This window comes from Streptomonospora salina, assembly GCF_014204715.1.
GTDB lineage: Bacteria > Actinomycetota > Actinomycetes > Streptosporangiales > Streptosporangiaceae > Streptomonospora > Streptomonospora salina.
The window spans coordinates 508,076-523,831 of record NZ_JACHLY010000001.1; the positions used below are offsets into that span (position 1 = coordinate 508,076).

General features: G+C 72.5%; 16 protein-coding genes. 5 read left to right on the plus strand and 11 right to left on the minus strand.

Annotation, left to right across the window (positions count from 1 at the left end):
• Positions 1 to 65: 65 nt before the first annotated feature.
• Positions 66 to 494 carry a GNAT family N-acetyltransferase gene (locus tag HNR25_RS02355; protein ID WP_184633074.1) on the minus strand — a complete coding sequence of 143 codons (429 nt, stop codon included), beginning with the start codon at positions 492 to 494 and terminating at the stop codon, positions 66 to 68.
• A gap of 65 nt (positions 495 to 559) precedes the next feature.
• On the opposite strand from HNR25_RS02355, the gene HNR25_RS02360 reads away from it, so the two are divergent.
• From HNR25_RS02360 to HNR25_RS02375, 4 genes are all read left to right on the plus strand, one after another.
• Positions 560 to 1,399, plus strand: a complete 840-nt coding sequence (locus HNR25_RS02360; RefSeq protein ID WP_184633076.1) for a helix-turn-helix domain-containing protein — start codon at positions 560 to 562, stop codon at positions 1,397 to 1,399.
• Between the two features lie 126 nt (positions 1,400 to 1,525).
• Positions 1,526 to 2,221: an AzlC family ABC transporter permease gene (locus HNR25_RS02365; RefSeq protein WP_184638708.1), complete on the plus strand. Its 696-nt coding sequence runs from the start codon at positions 1,526 to 1,528 to the stop codon at positions 2,219 to 2,221.
• A complete protein-coding gene (locus tag HNR25_RS02370; protein ID WP_184633078.1) occupies positions 2,218 to 2,529 on the plus strand; it encodes an AzlD domain-containing protein in 312 nt (103 codons plus the stop codon). Before HNR25_RS02365 ends, HNR25_RS02370 begins: the two co-directional genes overlap by 4 nt.
• A gap of 171 nt (positions 2,530 to 2,700) precedes the next feature.
• A complete protein-coding gene (locus HNR25_RS02375; RefSeq protein ID WP_184638710.1) occupies positions 2,701 to 4,410 on the plus strand; it encodes a thiamine pyrophosphate-dependent enzyme in 1,710 nt (569 codons plus the stop codon).
• Between the two features lie 95 nt (positions 4,411 to 4,505).
• On the opposite strand, the gene HNR25_RS02380 is transcribed toward HNR25_RS02375, so the two are convergent.
• From HNR25_RS02380 to HNR25_RS02395, 4 genes are all read right to left on the minus strand, one after another.
• Positions 4,506 to 5,450 carry an RluA family pseudouridine synthase gene (locus HNR25_RS02380; protein ID WP_246463503.1) on the minus strand — a complete coding sequence of 315 codons (945 nt, stop codon included), beginning with the start codon at positions 5,448 to 5,450 and terminating at the stop codon, positions 4,506 to 4,508.
• On the minus strand, positions 5,447 to 6,034 hold the full coding sequence (lspA, locus tag HNR25_RS02385) for a signal peptidase II (RefSeq protein ID WP_184633080.1): 588 nt from the start codon (positions 6,032 to 6,034) through the stop codon (positions 5,447 to 5,449). The genes HNR25_RS02380 and lspA overlap by 4 nt, the downstream gene beginning before the upstream one ends.
• A 35-nt stretch (positions 6,035 to 6,069) precedes the next feature.
• Complete coding sequence (locus tag HNR25_RS02390) at positions 6,070 to 6,483, minus strand: TraR/DksA family transcriptional regulator (RefSeq protein WP_184633082.1); 414 nt, start codon at positions 6,481 to 6,483, stop codon at positions 6,070 to 6,072.
• A gap of 330 nt (positions 6,484 to 6,813) precedes the next feature.
• Complete coding sequence (locus HNR25_RS02395) at positions 6,814 to 7,077, minus strand: hypothetical protein (protein ID WP_184633084.1); 264 nt, start codon at positions 7,075 to 7,077, stop codon at positions 6,814 to 6,816.
• 502 nt (positions 7,078 to 7,579) lie between these two features.
• Here HNR25_RS02395 and ileS point away from each other — a divergent pair.
• Positions 7,580 to 10,756, plus strand: a complete 3,177-nt coding sequence (gene ileS / locus HNR25_RS02400; RefSeq protein WP_184633085.1) for an isoleucine--tRNA ligase — start codon at positions 7,580 to 7,582, stop codon at positions 10,754 to 10,756.
• 174 nt (positions 10,757 to 10,930) lie between these two features.
• On the opposite strand, the gene HNR25_RS02405 is transcribed toward ileS, so the two are convergent.
• The 6 genes from HNR25_RS02405 to pgeF form a co-directional block, all read right to left on the minus strand.
• Entirely contained in the window at positions 10,931 to 12,061 is a 1,131-nt protein-coding gene (locus HNR25_RS02405) for a hypothetical protein (protein ID WP_184633087.1), read from the minus strand.
• Between the two features lie 96 nt (positions 12,062 to 12,157).
• Positions 12,158 to 13,129: a DivIVA domain-containing protein gene (locus HNR25_RS02410; RefSeq protein WP_184633089.1), complete on the minus strand. Its 972-nt coding sequence runs from the start codon at positions 13,127 to 13,129 to the stop codon at positions 12,158 to 12,160.
• Between the two features lie 129 nt (positions 13,130 to 13,258).
• A complete protein-coding gene (locus tag HNR25_RS02415) occupies positions 13,259 to 13,552 on the minus strand; it encodes a YggT family protein (RefSeq protein WP_184633091.1) in 294 nt (97 codons plus the stop codon).
• A 39-nt stretch (positions 13,553 to 13,591) separates the two neighbouring features.
• Complete coding sequence (locus tag HNR25_RS02420; RefSeq protein WP_184633093.1) at positions 13,592 to 14,119, minus strand: cell division protein SepF; 528 nt, start codon at positions 14,117 to 14,119, stop codon at positions 13,592 to 13,594.
• 123 nt (positions 14,120 to 14,242) lie between these two features.
• The gene (locus HNR25_RS02425) at positions 14,243 to 14,983 is read right to left on the minus strand and encodes a YggS family pyridoxal phosphate-dependent enzyme (protein ID WP_312862306.1); all 741 of its coding nucleotides are present in this window, start codon (positions 14,981 to 14,983) and stop codon (positions 14,243 to 14,245) included.
• Positions 14,980 to 15,705: a peptidoglycan editing factor PgeF gene (pgeF, locus tag HNR25_RS02430; protein ID WP_184633097.1), complete on the minus strand. Its 726-nt coding sequence runs from the start codon at positions 15,703 to 15,705 to the stop codon at positions 14,980 to 14,982. Before pgeF ends, HNR25_RS02425 begins: the two co-directional genes overlap by 4 nt.
• Positions 15,706 to 15,756: the final 51 nt, after the last annotated feature.

Here is a 15,756-nt window from a genome sequence, read left to right on the forward strand (position 1 = left end):
CGTGAGAACCGCCACCGGGCACGGACCTGACCGCACCGGCGCCCGGCGCCCCGCGGCGGAACCGCTCAGTCCAGCCGCCTGCGCATGTCCCGGTGCCGGATCCCGGCGTCCAGGAACTCCTCGCCCCGGGCGGTGTAGCCGAGGCGCTCGTAGAGACCCAGGGCGCGGGTCTGGGCGTGCAGCTCCATCTCGACCGATCCCAGCTTGCGCGCCCGCTCCTCCACGGCGCCGACCAGGGCGGCGCCCGTCCCCGTTCCGCGGGCCTCGGGCAGCACGGCCAAACGCCCCAGGACGCCCCGACCGCCCTCGACGACGAGCCGGCCGGTACCCGCGGGCACACCGTCGATCCGGGCCAGCAGATGGTCGGCGCCGAGGTCGCGGGAATCCCACTCCTCGGCGACGGGGACCTGCTGCTCGGCGACGAAGACGGCGCCGCGGATCACGAACACGGCGGCGCGGTCTTCACGGCTCTCCGCGAGATCGATCGTGCGCACGGCGGGAAGTCTAGACGATCGGGACCGGCTCCCGCCCCGGCTGCGGCGCCGCCTACCCTGGCGGTATGAGTGAGGAGTCCGGGGAGCGCGCGCGGTTCTGGCGGCATCCGGGAGTACCCGGCGTGGAACTGCTCAAAGCCCATTACGTCCGCCACACCTTCCCCCGCCACACCCACGACACGTACACGTTCGCCCTCATCGAGACGGGCGTGGAAGTCACCTATTACCAGGGCACCGACGTCAGCATCAGCGCGGGCGGACTGATCGTGGTCGAGCCCCACGAGGTCCACACCGGCCACGCGGGCGTGGCCGAGGGCTGGCGCTACCGCGTGCTCTACCCCGAAGTCGACGTGGTCGCCGCCGCGGCACGCGACCTCGGGATGGACACCGTCCCGCCCTTCACCTCCGAGGAGATCCGCGACCCCGCATCAGCACGCCTCGCGCGCGCAGCCCACCGGGCCACCGAGCAGGGCGACCGGCTCAGCGCCTCGACCCTGACCCGCCAGGCGCTGCACCGGCTGCTCGCCCGGCACACCCGCACCCGTCCGGCCCGGCCGCAGCCGTCGGGGTCGGCCCGGGCCGTGGAGCGGGCCCGCGAACTGCTGCACACCCGGCTGGCCGATCCGCCCGGGCTGGAGGAACTGGCCGCGGCCGTGGACACGCCGCCCTATGCGCTGCTGCGCGCCTTCCGCTCGATCCACGGGCTGCCGCCGCACGCCTACGTCAACGACGTCCGCGTGCACCGTGCCCGCCGAATGCTGGGCGCGGGCACCCCTCCGGCCGATGTGGCCGCCGGTCTGGGCTTCGCCGACCAGCCGCACCTGACCCGGCACTTCAAGCGCAGCACCGGGGTTCCGCCCGGCGCCTTCCAGCGGGGTGTGCTCGGCGCGCCGGACGCGGCGTAAGCGCGGCTCGGCCGCGCCGGCCCGCAACCGGCGGCCCCGCCGCGCAATTTCGTTCAAGACCGCGCCGGGCCGGTGCCCCTAGCGTCGCCGGACGTGAACACCTCGACTGCACCCCTGCCGCCCCCGGTGCGCGACGGACTGGGGCTGGGTATCGCCGTGGGCCTGTCCGGCACCGCCTTCGGAGCCGCCGCCGTCACCGCCGGGCTGTCGGTTCCACAGGCGTGCGTGCTCAGCCTGCTCGCCTTCACCGGCGCATCGCAGTTCGCACTGGTGGGCGTGATCGCCGGCGGCGGAGGACTGGCCGCCGGGGCCGCCGGCGCCCTGCTGCTGGGCTCCCGCAACACCCTCTACGGCCTGCGGATGGCCGACCTGCTTCCCTGGCGCGGGCCCCGGCGGCTGCTGGCCGCGCACGGCATCATCGACGAGACCGCCGCCGGCGCGCTCGCCCAGCCCAGCGCTGCCTGGGCGCGCACGTCCTTCGTCACGGTCTTCGCCACGCTCTATCTGACCTGGAACCTGACCACGCTCGTCGGCGCGCTGGCGACCGAGCGGATCGGCGACACCGACGCCTTCGGGCTGGACGCGATGGGCGCGGCCGTGTTCCTGGCGCTGATCGCCCCGCGGCTGCGCGACAACCCCCGGGAGCGCCTGGTCGCGGCGCTGGCCGCGGCGATCGCGCTCGCCGCACTGCCGTTCGCGCCGCCCGGCGTCCCGGTGCTGCTGGCCGCCGCCGCGGCGCTGGCGGTGCCCGGCGGCGGCCCGGACGGTGCTTCCGGCAACGGCGGGGATGCCGGCGCCGCGGGCGGGGAGGTGCGCACGTGACGCTCTGGCTCGTGATCATCGGGACCTGCGCGGGCTGCTACCTGCTGAAGCTGGCCGGGCTCTCGGCGCCGCGGCGCCTGCTGGACCATCCGCTCGTGCGTCGCTTCGCGACGACGGTGCCCGTGGCGCTGCTGGCCGCACTGATCGCGGTGCAGACCGCCGGCGGCGGTCAGGAACCGGTCTTCGATCCGGCGCGCGCCGGCGGGGTCGCCGCCGCGGCGGTCGCGCTCCTGCTGCGCGCCCCGTTCCTGGTGGTCCTGATCGCGGCTGCGGCCACGGCCGCGGGCCTGCGCCTGCTGGGACTGTGACCGCCCCTGCGCCCGCGGGCGGATCCCCGCAGGCGCGGCACGCGCTCGCCGCCCGCCGAGGTGACGGAACCGCCTCGAACGGGCAGGAGCACGTGGTGACCGATCCGCGAGCCGGAGGACGCGTTGACCGACGAGACCGGGCCCCGATCAGCAACCGAAGCCGCCGACGAGATCACGCGCCCGGACGCCCCGGGCCGGGCTCGGCAACGGCACCGGCGCACCGCCGCGGAGGAGGTCGCCGACGTGCTGGCCGCCGCCGGGGTCCGCCGCTGCTACACCGTTCCCGGGGAGAGCTTCCTGGAGCTGGCCGACTCCGTCGAGCAGCACGAGGACCTGCGGCTGGTATCGACACGCCATGAGAACGGCGCCGCGTTCATGGCCGAAGCCGAAGCCAAGATCACCGGTGTGCCCGCCGTCGCGGCGGCCACCCGCGGGCCGGGGGCCGCGAACCTGGCCGTAGGCGTGCACACCGCACGCCAGGACTCCACCCCCATGGTCGTGTTCCTCGGCCAGGTCACCAGCGACTTCCTCGGCCGTGAAGCTTTCCAGGAGGTCGACCTCACCGCTTTCTACTCCCCCATCACCAAGTGGGCCACCACCGTCACCCGCGCCGATCGGCTCGCCGAGATCACGGCGCAGGCCCTGCGCGTCGCCACCACCGGCCGTCCCGGACCGGTGGCCGTGGCGGTGCCGGGCGATCTGTTCGGGCGGCGCGTCCCGCCGGCCGCGAAACTGCCCGGGGCCCAACCGCCGCGCCCCCCGCTGGGCGAGGACGAGCGCGACCGGCTCGCCGAGTGGCTGGCCGCCGCACGGCGCCCGGTGATCATCGCGGGCGGGGGCACCCGCGATGCGCGCGAAGAACTGGTCGCCTGCGCCGAGCGCTACAACGTCGGCGTCTACACCTCCTGGCGGCGCCAGGACGTGTTCCCCAACGACCATCCCCTCTACCTCGGACACCTGGGACTGGGCTGCCCGGCGCCGGTGCTGCGCACCGTGGAGGACGCCGACGCGGTCCTGGTCGTCGGATCGCGGCTGAGCGAGATCACCAGCCAGTCCTACCGCCTGCCCGCCGCCGCGGGTCCGGGGCCGGACTCGCCGATCGCCCAGATCGACATCGACCCCGGCCAGATCGGCGCGGTCACCGGGGTGTGGCTGGGGGCGGCGGCCGACGCGCGCCTGGCGCTGGACGCTCTGGCCTCGCTGCCGGTGGCCGCCCCCGACCGCGACTACCGCGAGGCGCACCGCGTGTGGGAGCGCACCGCCGCCGCCCCCGCCGACGCCGCCGCGCACCCCGGCGGCCTGATGCATCCGTGGGCGGTGGTGGAAGGGATGCGCCGGGCGCTGCCCGACGACGCCGTCATCACCAACGACGCAGGGAACTTCGCCGCGTTCCTGCACCGCGGCTGGTTCTACCGGCACCCCCGGACCCAGCTCGCCCCCACCAGCGGGGCCATGGGCTATGCGGTTCCGGCGGCGGTGGCGGCCAAGCTCGCCGCGCCGCACCGCACCGTCGTGGCCGCGGTGGGCGACGGCGGCCTCCTGATGACCGGTCAGGAGCTGGAGACCGCCGTGCGGTTGGGGCTGCCGCTGACCGTGGTCGTCTTCCAGAACGGCCTCTACGGCACCATCGCGATGCACCAGGCGCGGGAGCTGGGGCGCAGGGCGGGAACCGACATCAGCGGTCCGCTGGACCTGGCCTCCTACGCGCGCGGTCTGGGTGCGATGGGCGCCACCGCGACGAGCCCGGTGGAGCTGGCCGACGCGCTGGACACGGCGCTTTCGGCAGAGCTGCCCATGCTCATCGACGTTCGCACCGACCCCGAGATCATCAGCCCGGAAGCCACCATGACGGGCCTGCTCGGCTCCCCCGACCTCCGTTGATCTTGTAGCTACCGTCACTAGAAAACGGTTTCACGCACCGTAGCTACAAGATCGGCGCGGGAGGGGGCGCGCCGGAGAGGGCGCGCGGGGGCGGGTCACTCGTCGCGCAGGTGCTCCAGCGCCGCGGCGAGGTCGTCGGGATAGGTGCTCTCGAACTCCACCCGGTGGCCGCCGGTGGGGTGCTCGAATCCCAGCCGCACGGCGTGCAGCCACTGGCGCTGCACGCCCAGGCGCTCGGCCAGCGCGGGGTCGGCGCCGTAAAGGCGGTCGCCCACACAGGGGTGGCGCAGCGCCGCCATGTGCACGCGGATCTGGTGGGTGCGGCCGGTCTCCAGCTTGATCTCCAACAGGCTGGCGGCGCGGAACGCTTCGACGGTGTCGTAGTGGGTCACCGAGGGCCGGCCGCCGGCCACGACCCCCCACCGGCCGTCTCCGGCGGGGTGGCGGTCGATGGGAGCGTCGACCGTGCCGCGCAACGGGTCGGGGTGGCCCTGCACGAGCGAGTTGTAGACCTTGTCCACCACCCGCTCCTTGAAGGCGCGCTTGAGCACGCTGTAGGCGGTTTCGCTCTTGGCCAGCACCATCAGCCCGGAGGTGTTGGCGTCGAGCCGGTGTACGATGCCCTGCCGCTCGGCGGCGCCGCTGGAGGCCAGTTCGACGCCGGAGGCCAGCAGGCCCTGCAGCACCGTGGGTCCGGTCCAGCCCACCGTCGGGTGGGCGACGACACCCACGGGCTTGTCCACGACCACGATGTCGGCGTCCTCGTAGACGACGCCCATGCCCGGCACCGGCTCGGCGCTCGCCGACGGCGGCTCCGGCGGCGGGGGCAGGGTGACCTCCAGCCAGGTGCCGGCCTCCAACCGGTCGGACTTGCCGACGTCCCGGCCGTCGACGGCGACGCCGCCCTCGGCGATGATCTCGGCGGCGCGGGTACGCGACAGCCCGAACATGCGGGCGATGGCGGCGTCGATGCGCTCGCCCTCGATACCGTCGGGTACGGGCATGCTGCGGTGGTCGCCGGTCCCGGTCCGGGCGCTCATGGCTTCTGCCCCCCGTCGTCGCTCCGCGGCCCCGACTCCTCCGCCTCCGCCGGCGGGTCCTCGGACGTGCCGGTCGGGGGGTCCGACTCGCGGCTGCCGTCGATGTTGATACCGCGGAAGGCCAGGATCACCGCGAGGACGCCGCCCACGACGATGCAGGAGTCGGCGATGTTGAACACCGGCCAGTTGGGGACCCGGATCCAGTCGACGACGGCGCCGTGCAGCGGCGCCGGCGGGCGGAAGGCCCGGTCGACCAGGTTGCCCAGGGCGCCGCCCATGATCAGCCCGAGGACGACGGCCCAGGCGCCGCTGGCCAGCTTGCGCGCCATGAACACGATGTAGGCCACCACGGCCACGGCGATGAGGAAGAACAGCCAGGGCACGCCCCGCCCCATGGAGAAGGCCGCCCCCGTGTTGAACACGAGGGTGAACCTCAGCAGGTCGCCCACCACCGGTAGGGACTCGCCGGGAGCGAAGGCGGCCAGGGCCGCCTCTTTGGTCGCGTAGTCGGCGGCCAGGGCCGCTGCCGCGACCGCCGCCAGCAGAACGAACCGCCGCGGCCGACGCGCGGCGGGTCCGTTCACCGTCCGATCTTGGGCCCCGGAGGGCTCGACGTCACTCAGCGACGCTCCTCGCGCTGTTTGCACTGAACACACAATGTCGCACGGGGAAACGCCTGCAGCCGTGCCTTTCCGATGGCCTTGCCGCAGGACTCGCAGATCCCGTAGGTCCCCGCGTCCATCCGCTGGATGGCCCGCTCGCTCTGCGCGAGCAGCTCACGGCTATTGTAGTTCAGCGCCAGGTCGTGCTCGCGCTGGTAGGCCTTGGCACCGGTATCGGTGGGATCGTCGCCGGCGCCCTCGACCGAGTCCGACAGCCGCTCGGCCAGTTCGGACTCGGCCGCCGCGATACCGTCGCGCAGCTCGGCGACCTCCGACTCCAGTCCGCTGCGGACCTCGGCCAGCTCGGCCTCGGTCCACGGGTCCTCCCCCGGCCGTACGGGGAGCTCGGCCGCGTTCACCGTGCTCGCCATCGCCCCGTCCTTCCTCCCGCGGGCCTCTTCACCGGACGTCCCGGTCGTGGTCGTCGACGCCATCAGGAACTTCACCCCCTCGGGCCACACGCCTCGGCGGCGGCCGTGAACCCCGTTCTGACGTGCGGTTTCGCCACCCCCGGCGGCTCTCCCACACAAGATTCCGGGTAGCTTAAACGCCCGTCGGGAGCGAATCAACCATCGACAGCCCAGCAGGGAACAGACCGGGTCGTGTGCCCATCTGTCCCCCTTGTGTTCCCGATCGGCGGCCGGGTACGCGTTCCGGAGGCGGCGCGCCGGCCGGCCCCGGCCGCGCCCCCGATACGCGCGCTACTGCGCCGTAGCGAACCCGCCGTAGTCCTGGGCGAGCATCGCCAGATGCGGCTCGTCGAACGTCGCCGGTCCGCCGTGCGGACCGGTGTCCACCTCGATCACCCAGTCGACGTCCTCGGCGTCGTCTTCACCGGCCAGCATGTCGCGGTGCACGACGCAGGGCTCATAGCCCTGGTCCTGCAGCTGCTCGGCCAGTTCCTCGGCGTCCTCCTTCTCGGAGAGCGTGACGAACACGCTGCCCTCCTTGCCGGTCGCGGCCACGGACCGCCTCCTTTCGTCGATCGCCACACGGTGCCTTCGCGCGGCCCTGCGCCCGCCGGCGGCGGTCCGCCTGCGGGCGCACGGCCCGGCACGCAAGTATGCACCGAGCACCGGGCGGCGGCCCCGCCGAGGTCGGGGCCGCGCAGCCGCGCGTCGCGCCGCGGCGCACACCGCGGCGGGCGGATCGCCCTACTCCGCCCCCGGTGTGGGCTATCCTCGGATGCACGGCACGGCGCGGATGGGGACGAGTACCTGCGGACACGGCCCAGAGCGACCCGGGGACGGTGCGAGCCCGGGGGCAGGACCGTCGGGAAGATCACCCCGGAGCCGCCGGAAGAACGGCACGGTGCGCGCTGCGTACCGGCTCAGTAGAACCGGCAGCCGCGGAAAGCGAGAGGGGACGGGGCGGCAGGACCGCCCCGCCCAAGGAGGGTGGTACCGCGGGGCCCGCAGCCTCGTCCCTCCATCAGGTCAATCCGATGCCCTGGTGAGAGGTAGACCGATGCCCGATCACAGCGCCGCCCGTTCCTTCCCCGCGCTGCCGTCCCAGATCGACCTGCCCGCTACCGAGCACGCGGTGCTCGGCCGCTGGTCGCAGCAGAAGATCTTCGAACGCTCCCTGGAGCAGTCGCGGGGCAATCCCGACTGGGTGTTCTACGAGGGCCCGCCCACCGCCAACGGCCAGCCCGGTGTCCACCACGTCGAGGCGCGGGTGTTCAAGGACGTCTTCCCCCGTTTCAAGACCATGCGCGGCTACCATGTGGACCGCAAGGCCGGGTGGGACTGCCACGGCCTGCCCGTGGAGGTCGCGGTGGAGAAGGAGCTGGGCCTCAGCGGCAAGAAGGACATCGAAGAGTTCGGTGTCGCCGAGTTCAACGCCCACTGCCGCGAGTCCGTGCTGCGCAACGTGGGTGCGTTCACCGCCATGACGGAACGCATGGGCTACTGGGTGAACATGGACGAGGCCTACCGCACCATGGACCCCGAGTACGTGGAATCGGTGTGGTGGGCGCTCAAGACCATCTGGAACCAGGGCCTGCTGGTGCGCGACTACCGCATCAGCCCGTACTGCCCGCGGTGCGGCACCACGCTGTCCGACCACGAGCTCGCGCAGGGCTACGAGACGGTGACCGACCCTTCGGTCTACGTGCGCTTCCCCGTCACCTCCGGCCCGCTGGCCGACCCGCAACGCCCGACCTCCCTTCTGGTGTGGACCACGACCCCCTGGACGCTGGTCTCCAACACCGCGGTGGCGGTGCACCCCGACGTCGCCTACGTCGTGGCCACCGACGGCTCCGAGCGGCTCCTGGTCGCCGAGCCGCTGGTCACCGCGGCCCTGGGCGAGGGATGGACGCTGACGGGCGAGCGCTTCGAGGGCTCGGAGATGGAGCGCTGGACCTACCAGCGCCCCTTCGAGCTGGTCGGCTTCGACGAGCCCGCGCACTTCATCCTGCTGGCCGACTACGTGACCGTCGACGACGGTACCGGCCTGGTCCACCAGTCGCCGGCGTTCGGCGCCGACGACATGGCGGTGTGCCGCGCCTACGGACTGCCCGTGGTCAACCCGGTGCGCGCGGACGGCACCTTCGACGAAGATCTGGACCTGGTCGGCGGAACCTTCTTCAAGGCCGCCGACGCCACCCTGGTCGACGATCTGCGGACGCGGGGGCTGCTGCTGCGCGACCAGCCCTACGAGCACAGCTACCCGCACTGCTGGCGCTGCCACACGCCGCTGCTCTACTATGCGCTGCCGTCCTGGTACATCAAGACGACTGCGATCAAGGACCGGCTGCTGGAGCAGAACGCGCGCACCAACTGGTTCCCCGAGAACGTCAAGGAGGGGCGCTACGGCGAGTGGCTGCGCAACAACATCGACTGGGCGCTCTCGCGCAGCCGCTACTGGGGCACGCCGCTTCCCGTGTGGGTCTGCCCCGAAGAGCACCACACGGTCGTGGGCTCGCTGGAGGAGCTGGGCGGGCTGGCCGGCCGGGACCTCAGCGCGCTGGACCCGCACCGGCCCTACGTCGACGACGTGGCTTTCGACTGCCCGCAGTGCGGGGGCCGCGCCGAGCGCGTGCCCGAGGTCATCGACGTGTGGTTCGATTCCGGCGCGATGCCGTTCGCCCAATGGGGCGCGCCGCACCGCAACAACGACGCGTTCGAAGCCGGCTTCCCCGGCCAGTACATCTGCGAGGCCATCGACCAGACCCGCGGATGGTTCTACTCGATGATGGCGGTCAGCACGCTGGTCTTCGGCCGCTCCTCCTACGAGAACGTCGTCTGCCTGGGCCACATCCTGGCCGAGGACGGCCGGAAGATGAGCAAGAACCTGGGCAACGTCCTCGAACCCGTGGACGTCATGGAGCGCCACGGCGCCGACGCGCTGCGGTGGTTCATGGCCGCCAGTGGGTCGCCGTGGATGCCGCGCCGCGTGGGCCACGACGCGCTTGAGGAGATCGTCCGCAAGGTCCTGCTGACCTACTACAACACCGCGTCGTTCTTCACCCTGTATGCGGGTGCGGGCAACGCCTGGAGCCACGACAGGCTCGCCGAGGCGCCCGCGCCCGGCGACCGGCCGCTGCTGGACCGGTGGCTGCTCTCCGAGCTCAACCGGGTCGTCGCGGGGGTGGGCGACGCCCTCGACCGGTTCGACACCGCCGGAGCGGGGCGGCTGATCACGACCTTCGTCGACGACCTGTCGAACTGGTACGTGCGCCGTTCGCGCCGCCGGTTCTGGGCGGGGGCGGACACGCCCGAAGGCGCTTCGGCGTTCGCCACGCTGTTCACGGCGCTGGAGTCGCTTACGCTGGTCATGGCGCCGGTGGTGCCGTTCATCACCGACCACGTGTGGGCGGCGCTGCGCCGCCCCGAGGCACCGGAGTCGGTGCATCTGGCGCAGTGGCCCGAGGCGCGCGAGGACCTCGTCGACCCGCGGCTGTCGGAGCAGATGGCACTGGTCCGGAGGCTGGTGGAGTTGGGCCGTGCCGCCCGGGTGGACTCGGGCGTGCGTACCCGCCAGCCGCTGTCGCGGGTACTGGTCGGCGCCGCCGGTTTCGCCGAGCTGCCCGAGCAGCTGCGGGGCCAGATCGCCGAGGAGCTCAACGTGCAGCAGCTCGACCCGCTGTCCGCGGTCGGCGGCGACCTGGTGGAGCACACGGTCAAACCCAACTTCCGCGCGCTGGGCAAGCGGTTCGCCAAGCGCACCCCGGTGGTGGCCGAGGCGATCGGCGCCGCCGACGCCCGCACGCTGGTGGAACAGGTGCGCTCGACCGGCTGGGCCCACATCGAGGTCGAGGGCGAGCCGGTGGAGATCAGCTCCGAGGAGATCCTGGTCAGCGAGCAGCCCCGGGAAGGCTGGACGGTGGCGGCGGAGAACGGCGAGACGGTCGCCCTGGATCTGGAGATCACGCCGGAGCTGCAGCGGGCCGGGCTGGCCCGCGAACTGGTCCGCCTCATCCAGGACGCCCGAAAGTCCGGGGGCCTGGAGATCTCCGACCGGATCGACCTGTGGTGGTCGGCCGACGACCCGGTCACCGCCCAGGCTCTCCAGGAGCACGCGACCATGATCGCGGGCGAGGTGCTGGCGGTCAGCGTCACCGAGGGCGCCCCGCAGAGCGGCGGCCACAGCGTCGCCTCCGATGAACTCGGCGTGACGGTGCACCTGCGCACGGCCGCCTGACGGCGTGCGCGGCCCCGGTGCCGACCGTCCCGTCGGCACCGGGGCCGTGTGCGCGTCGTGCGTATGCCCGCCGCCTGCGTCGGCCCAGCGGTGGGAGAGTCCCCGCCCGTGGGACGCGGCGCTCCCGCCGATGTCCCGGCGGGTTCCCGACCGGGTCGGCCCGGCGGAACGCCGCTAGCGGTCGTTTCCGGGGTCGGCTCCGTCCGCGGTGGCCTGCGCCCCGGTCTGGGTCGTCGTCGGATCCGCGTCGTCGGGCCGGTCCGCCGATTCGGCCGCGGACTCGTCCGGATCCCCGGCGTCCTGACCGGTGCCCGGGGTTTCCTCCGGTTCGGCGGCCGTGGCGGCACGCAGGTCGATCGGCTCGGTCGGAGGGGACTCCTCCGCCGCGGGCGGTGCCGGGGCGGTGTTCCACTCCCCGACGGGCTCCGTCTCCGACGGCGCTTCCGGACCGTCGGGTTCTGCCCCTGCCGGCTCCTCAGCGGCACCGTCGGTGTCGGTGCCCGCGTCCTCGCGGCCCGCATCGCGGTTCAGGCCGGTGACGAAAGCGCTGAAGGAGCGGTCCCGGCCGGTTTCGTCGACGGGGACGTCCTGGTCGGCTCCGGGTGCCGACCGGGCCGGCGGCGTTTCGTCGGGGGGCTCGGTCTCGGCTGCACGGGCGGGTTCCGCCGTCTCCGCCTCCGCGGTCTCTTCGGCTTCGGCCGCCGCAGCCGGTTCCTCGGCGGGCGGGACCGGACCGGAACCGCCGGGGGCCGGGGCGGGCGCCGGCACGGTGTCGTCGAAATCCCGCGCTGCCCACTCCTGCGGGGGTTCGCCGCCGGCCGGCGTATCGGGTACGACGGAGGCGACCGCGTCATCGGCGGCGCCCTGGGCGGCGGCGCCCTCGTCGGGCCGACCGGGCAGGGTGCGGGGGTGCGGTCCGGCGGGCTGCCGGGTTCGGGGAGCCGCCGCGCTCTGCGCGGGTATGCTCCCGGGTTCCCGGGGTTCGGTCCCTTCGGTGGCAGTGCTCTCCTGCGCTGCGGCGCTTCCCGGAATTCCCGCCGATGCTCCCGGAGTCTGGGCGGGGACGGACGCCTTCCCCAAACCGTCCGTCCGTACCCGCGACCGTTCGGGGCCGTCGGCCGCCGCCTCACTCACAGGGCCCAGCCCCAGGTGCTCGCGCGATCGCACCGCCTCGGCGACGAGCAGCACCGCACCGATGCCGCCCAGTACGAGGGCGATGTAGACCAGTGTGGTCTCCGCCAGCACCACGCCGAAGGCGAGGACCGCCAGAGCCGCCACCAGGACGGCGAGACTGAGGATGAACACGGAATAGGAGAGCTTTCACTCAAGGGTTGTGTTGTGCGCTACCGCGCTGCGGCACAGTCCATCGCCGCGATCGTCAGCGCGCCTGGACTCAGCGGGTCAGCGGCGCTCGGGCGGGGCCTCGCCGGGGTGGTAGCCGCCGGGCTGGGCCGGCTCGGGCTGGGCGAAGGGGTTGCCGCCCGAAGGTGCGCCGTTGGCCGGGCCGCCGGGAGGCATTCCCGGGTTGCCGCCGGTGGGCGTCATGGTCTGGAAGCCGCCGGTCGTGTTGGGGTTCTGCTGCTGCCCGGAGTTGTGCTCGTTGGCGCCCTCGGCGAGCTCGCGCAACTGGCGCTCGAAGTAGTCCTTGAGGCGGCTGCGGTACTCGCGCTCGAAGTCCTTGAGCTCGGCGACCTTGTGCTCCAGCTCCTCGCGCTGCTGCACCAGGGATCCCATCACCTGGCGGTGGCGCTCCTGGGCGTCGCGGTCGAGGTTCTCGGAGCGGGCGCGGGCCTCGTTGACGATCTGCTCCGCCTGGCGGCGGGCCTTGCCGAGGATGTCGTCGGCCTCGTGGCGGGCGCGGCCGAGGGTCTCGTCGGCCTCGCGGCGCGCGTCGGAGATCGCCTGGTCGGCGGTCTGCTGAGCCAGCGCCAGCACGCGGGCCGCGGTGTCCATGTTCTCTTCGGACCCGGACAGGCCCATGTTGGCCGCCATCGCCGGTATCTGCTGCTCCAGCGGCTGCTGTTGCTGGGGCTGCTGGGGCTGCTGCGCCTGAGGCTGGGGCTGCTGGGGCTGCTGGGGCTGAGGCTGCTCCTGGCGCGCCGGCTCGGGCTGCTGCTGCGGGGCCTCGGGGGGAAGCTGCTGCTGTTGCTGTTCCTGGGGCTGCTGCTGGAAGTCCTGCATGCCGGCGTTGGGCACCTTGCCGCGCAGGCACTCGGCGAGCTTGCCCCGCAGCTCCTCGTTCTCCTGGATCAAGCGGTCGAGCTCGGTCTCGACCTCATCGAGGAACGCGTCTACCTCTTCCTCGTCGTATCCCGGCCGGAGCCGGGTGGTACTGAACTGCTTGTTCCGCACATCCGCGGGTGTCAGCGGCATGTTCGTCTCCTTGGCGCGCTTGGACCGTGTCCGTAGGGACGCTACCTGATCGTGACCTTACGGCAATCCAGATCATGACCAAGGCCACATATCGAAAGCAGGGCTTATCTTTCCGACATCTGCGGCCTTTCAGGTGAACGGGATCACCCTTACGACCTGGAGGAGGATCACCACGATGAGGAAGAGGACGGTGAAGCTCAGATCCAGCGCCAGCCCTCCCAGGCGGATCGGCGGGATGAACCGGCGCAGGAACCTCAGGGGCGGGTCGGTGATCGTGTAGACGGTCTCCGCGAGCACCAGCACGAACCCGGTCGGCTTCCACGACCGCGCGAACGCCTGTACGAGTTCGAAGACGAGCCGCCCGATCAACACCAGCATGAACAGGTTCAGCAGGATGATGATGACGGACTGGACGATACTCACGGCCGTTCCCGGACCCCATCTCTGGACGTCAGTGATGATCTAACTCTGGTTGAAGAACCCTCGCTCAGCGATGCGTGCTTTGTCTTCAGCAGTCACCTCAACATTAGCCGGGGACAACAAGAACACCTTGGTGGTCACGCGATCGATACTGCCATGGAGTCCGAAGATCAGCCCCGCCGCGAAGTCGACCAGACGCTTGGCGTCGCTGTCGACCATCTCGGTGAGGTTCATGATCACCGGCACACCTTCTCGGAAGTACTCTCCGATGGTACGCGCCTCGTTGTAGGTCCGGGGATGCAGCGTGGTGATGCGCGCGAGATCCGCGGTAGCCGGCGCGTTGTGCGTCGGAGTGCGCCTGTCCGCAGGAGACATGGTGTAGTCATCCGCATCCGTCAGCGAGTCGATGCGCGGGTCGGCACTCTGGTGATCGGGATCCCGATCGCGCCGGCCCTCGATTCCTTCGTCGAAGTCGTCGAAGTCGTCGTATTCGTCCGCATAGCGGGGATCGTAGCGGTCGTCCTCCACGAGGCCGAGGTAGACCGCCATCTTGCGCATCGCGCCGGCCATCTCTTGTCCTCCGTCGTCCCTGTGGTGCGGCACCGCAGATGACTCAGTCCATGTCGGGCCCGGATCGAGCCCCCGTCGTGCGGGCGAACTCGACAGATGGGCGCCAAAGTCCATGTGGGGACATTACCCCACGTTCGTTCCGCGATCGTCGAGCAACGCCGTACCCACCCGCAGGTGTGTCGCACCGTGTCCGACCGCCGCTTCCAGGTCCCCGCTCATCCCGGCCGAAACGATCCTCGCCCGAGGGTAACGATCCCGGACCCCGGCGGCGACCGCTTCGAGCCGGGCGAACGCTTCGGCGGGATCGCCCTCGCGAGGCGCCACCGCCATGACCCCGTCCAGGGACAGCCCCTCCTCGGCGGCCACGGCGTCGGCGACGGCCGGGACGTCGCGCGGGTCGGCGCCGCCGCGCGGGCCGAGCGCCCCGGGCCGGGCCTCGGGGTCGAGGTCGACCTGGACCAGGCAGCCCACCCTGCGGCCTTCGCCGCGGGCGCGTTTGCCGAGGGACGACACGAGCCGGGTGCGGTCCAGGGAGTGGACGACGTCGGCGTAGCGGGCCACAGAACCGGCCTTCCTGGTCTGCAGCTGGCCGACGAAATGCCACCGCAGTCCCAGGTCGGCGCATTCGGCCGCCTTGGGCGCGGCTTCCTGGTCGCGGTTCTCACCCACGTCGGTGATTCCCGACTCGGCGAGGATGCGGACGTCGGAGGCGGGGAACGTCTTGGTCACCGCGACGACCGTCACCTCCTCGGGGCCGCGTCCGGCCGTGGAACAGGCGGCGTCGATCCGCTTGCGCAAGGCTGCGAGGTTGGCGGCGATCCGCTCGCGGCGCCCCTGCCCGGCGCCGTAGTGCTCGGCCGTCACGGCGTCCTCCATACGAATCCCGCGAACCGGCCGGTGGGGGCGCCGCCGCGGTGCGAGAACAGTTCGGGGCTCTCCAATGTGCAGCGGTCGTCGGAGGAGACATGGCCGACATCGGCCGCGCGTAGCTGTGCGGTCACAGCCGCACGCAGGTCCACTCCGGCGGTGCCCGCCCGGGTGCGGACAGCGGCCTCGGGGGCGCTGCGCGCGACGTCGGCCTGCACGTCGGGGCCGACCTCGTAGCACGATCCGCAGACGGCCGGGCCCAGCACCGCGCTGATGCGGGCGGGATCGGCGCCCAGCCGCGCCATCTCGGCGACCATCGCCGGCGCCACCCCTTGGCGGGTCCCCGACCGGCCGGAGTGGGCCGCGCCGACGATCCCCGCCTGCGCGTCGGCGGCCAGCACCAACAGGCAGTCGGCGGCCAGCGCCGCCAGCACCAGGTCGTCGCGGCCGGTCACGACGGCGTCGACGCTTCCGGCGCTTCCGGGCTCGTCGGCCACCGCGACCCGCGCGCTGTGCACCTGGTCCATCCACACCACGCGCCGGGCGGGGAATCCGAGCCGGTCGGCGGCGACACGGCGGTTCTCCGCTACCGCACCCGGGTCGTCGTCGACCCCGTGGCCGAGGTTGAGGGTGTCGAACGGCGGAGCGGAGACCCCGCCGTCGTAGCGCTGGGTGAATCCGGCGTGCGCTCCGGGCCCCAGCTCGATCACGGCACTCATGGTGTGCGCTGTTCCTCCGCATCCGCTGCACTGGTCGAGGGACGCGAAAAA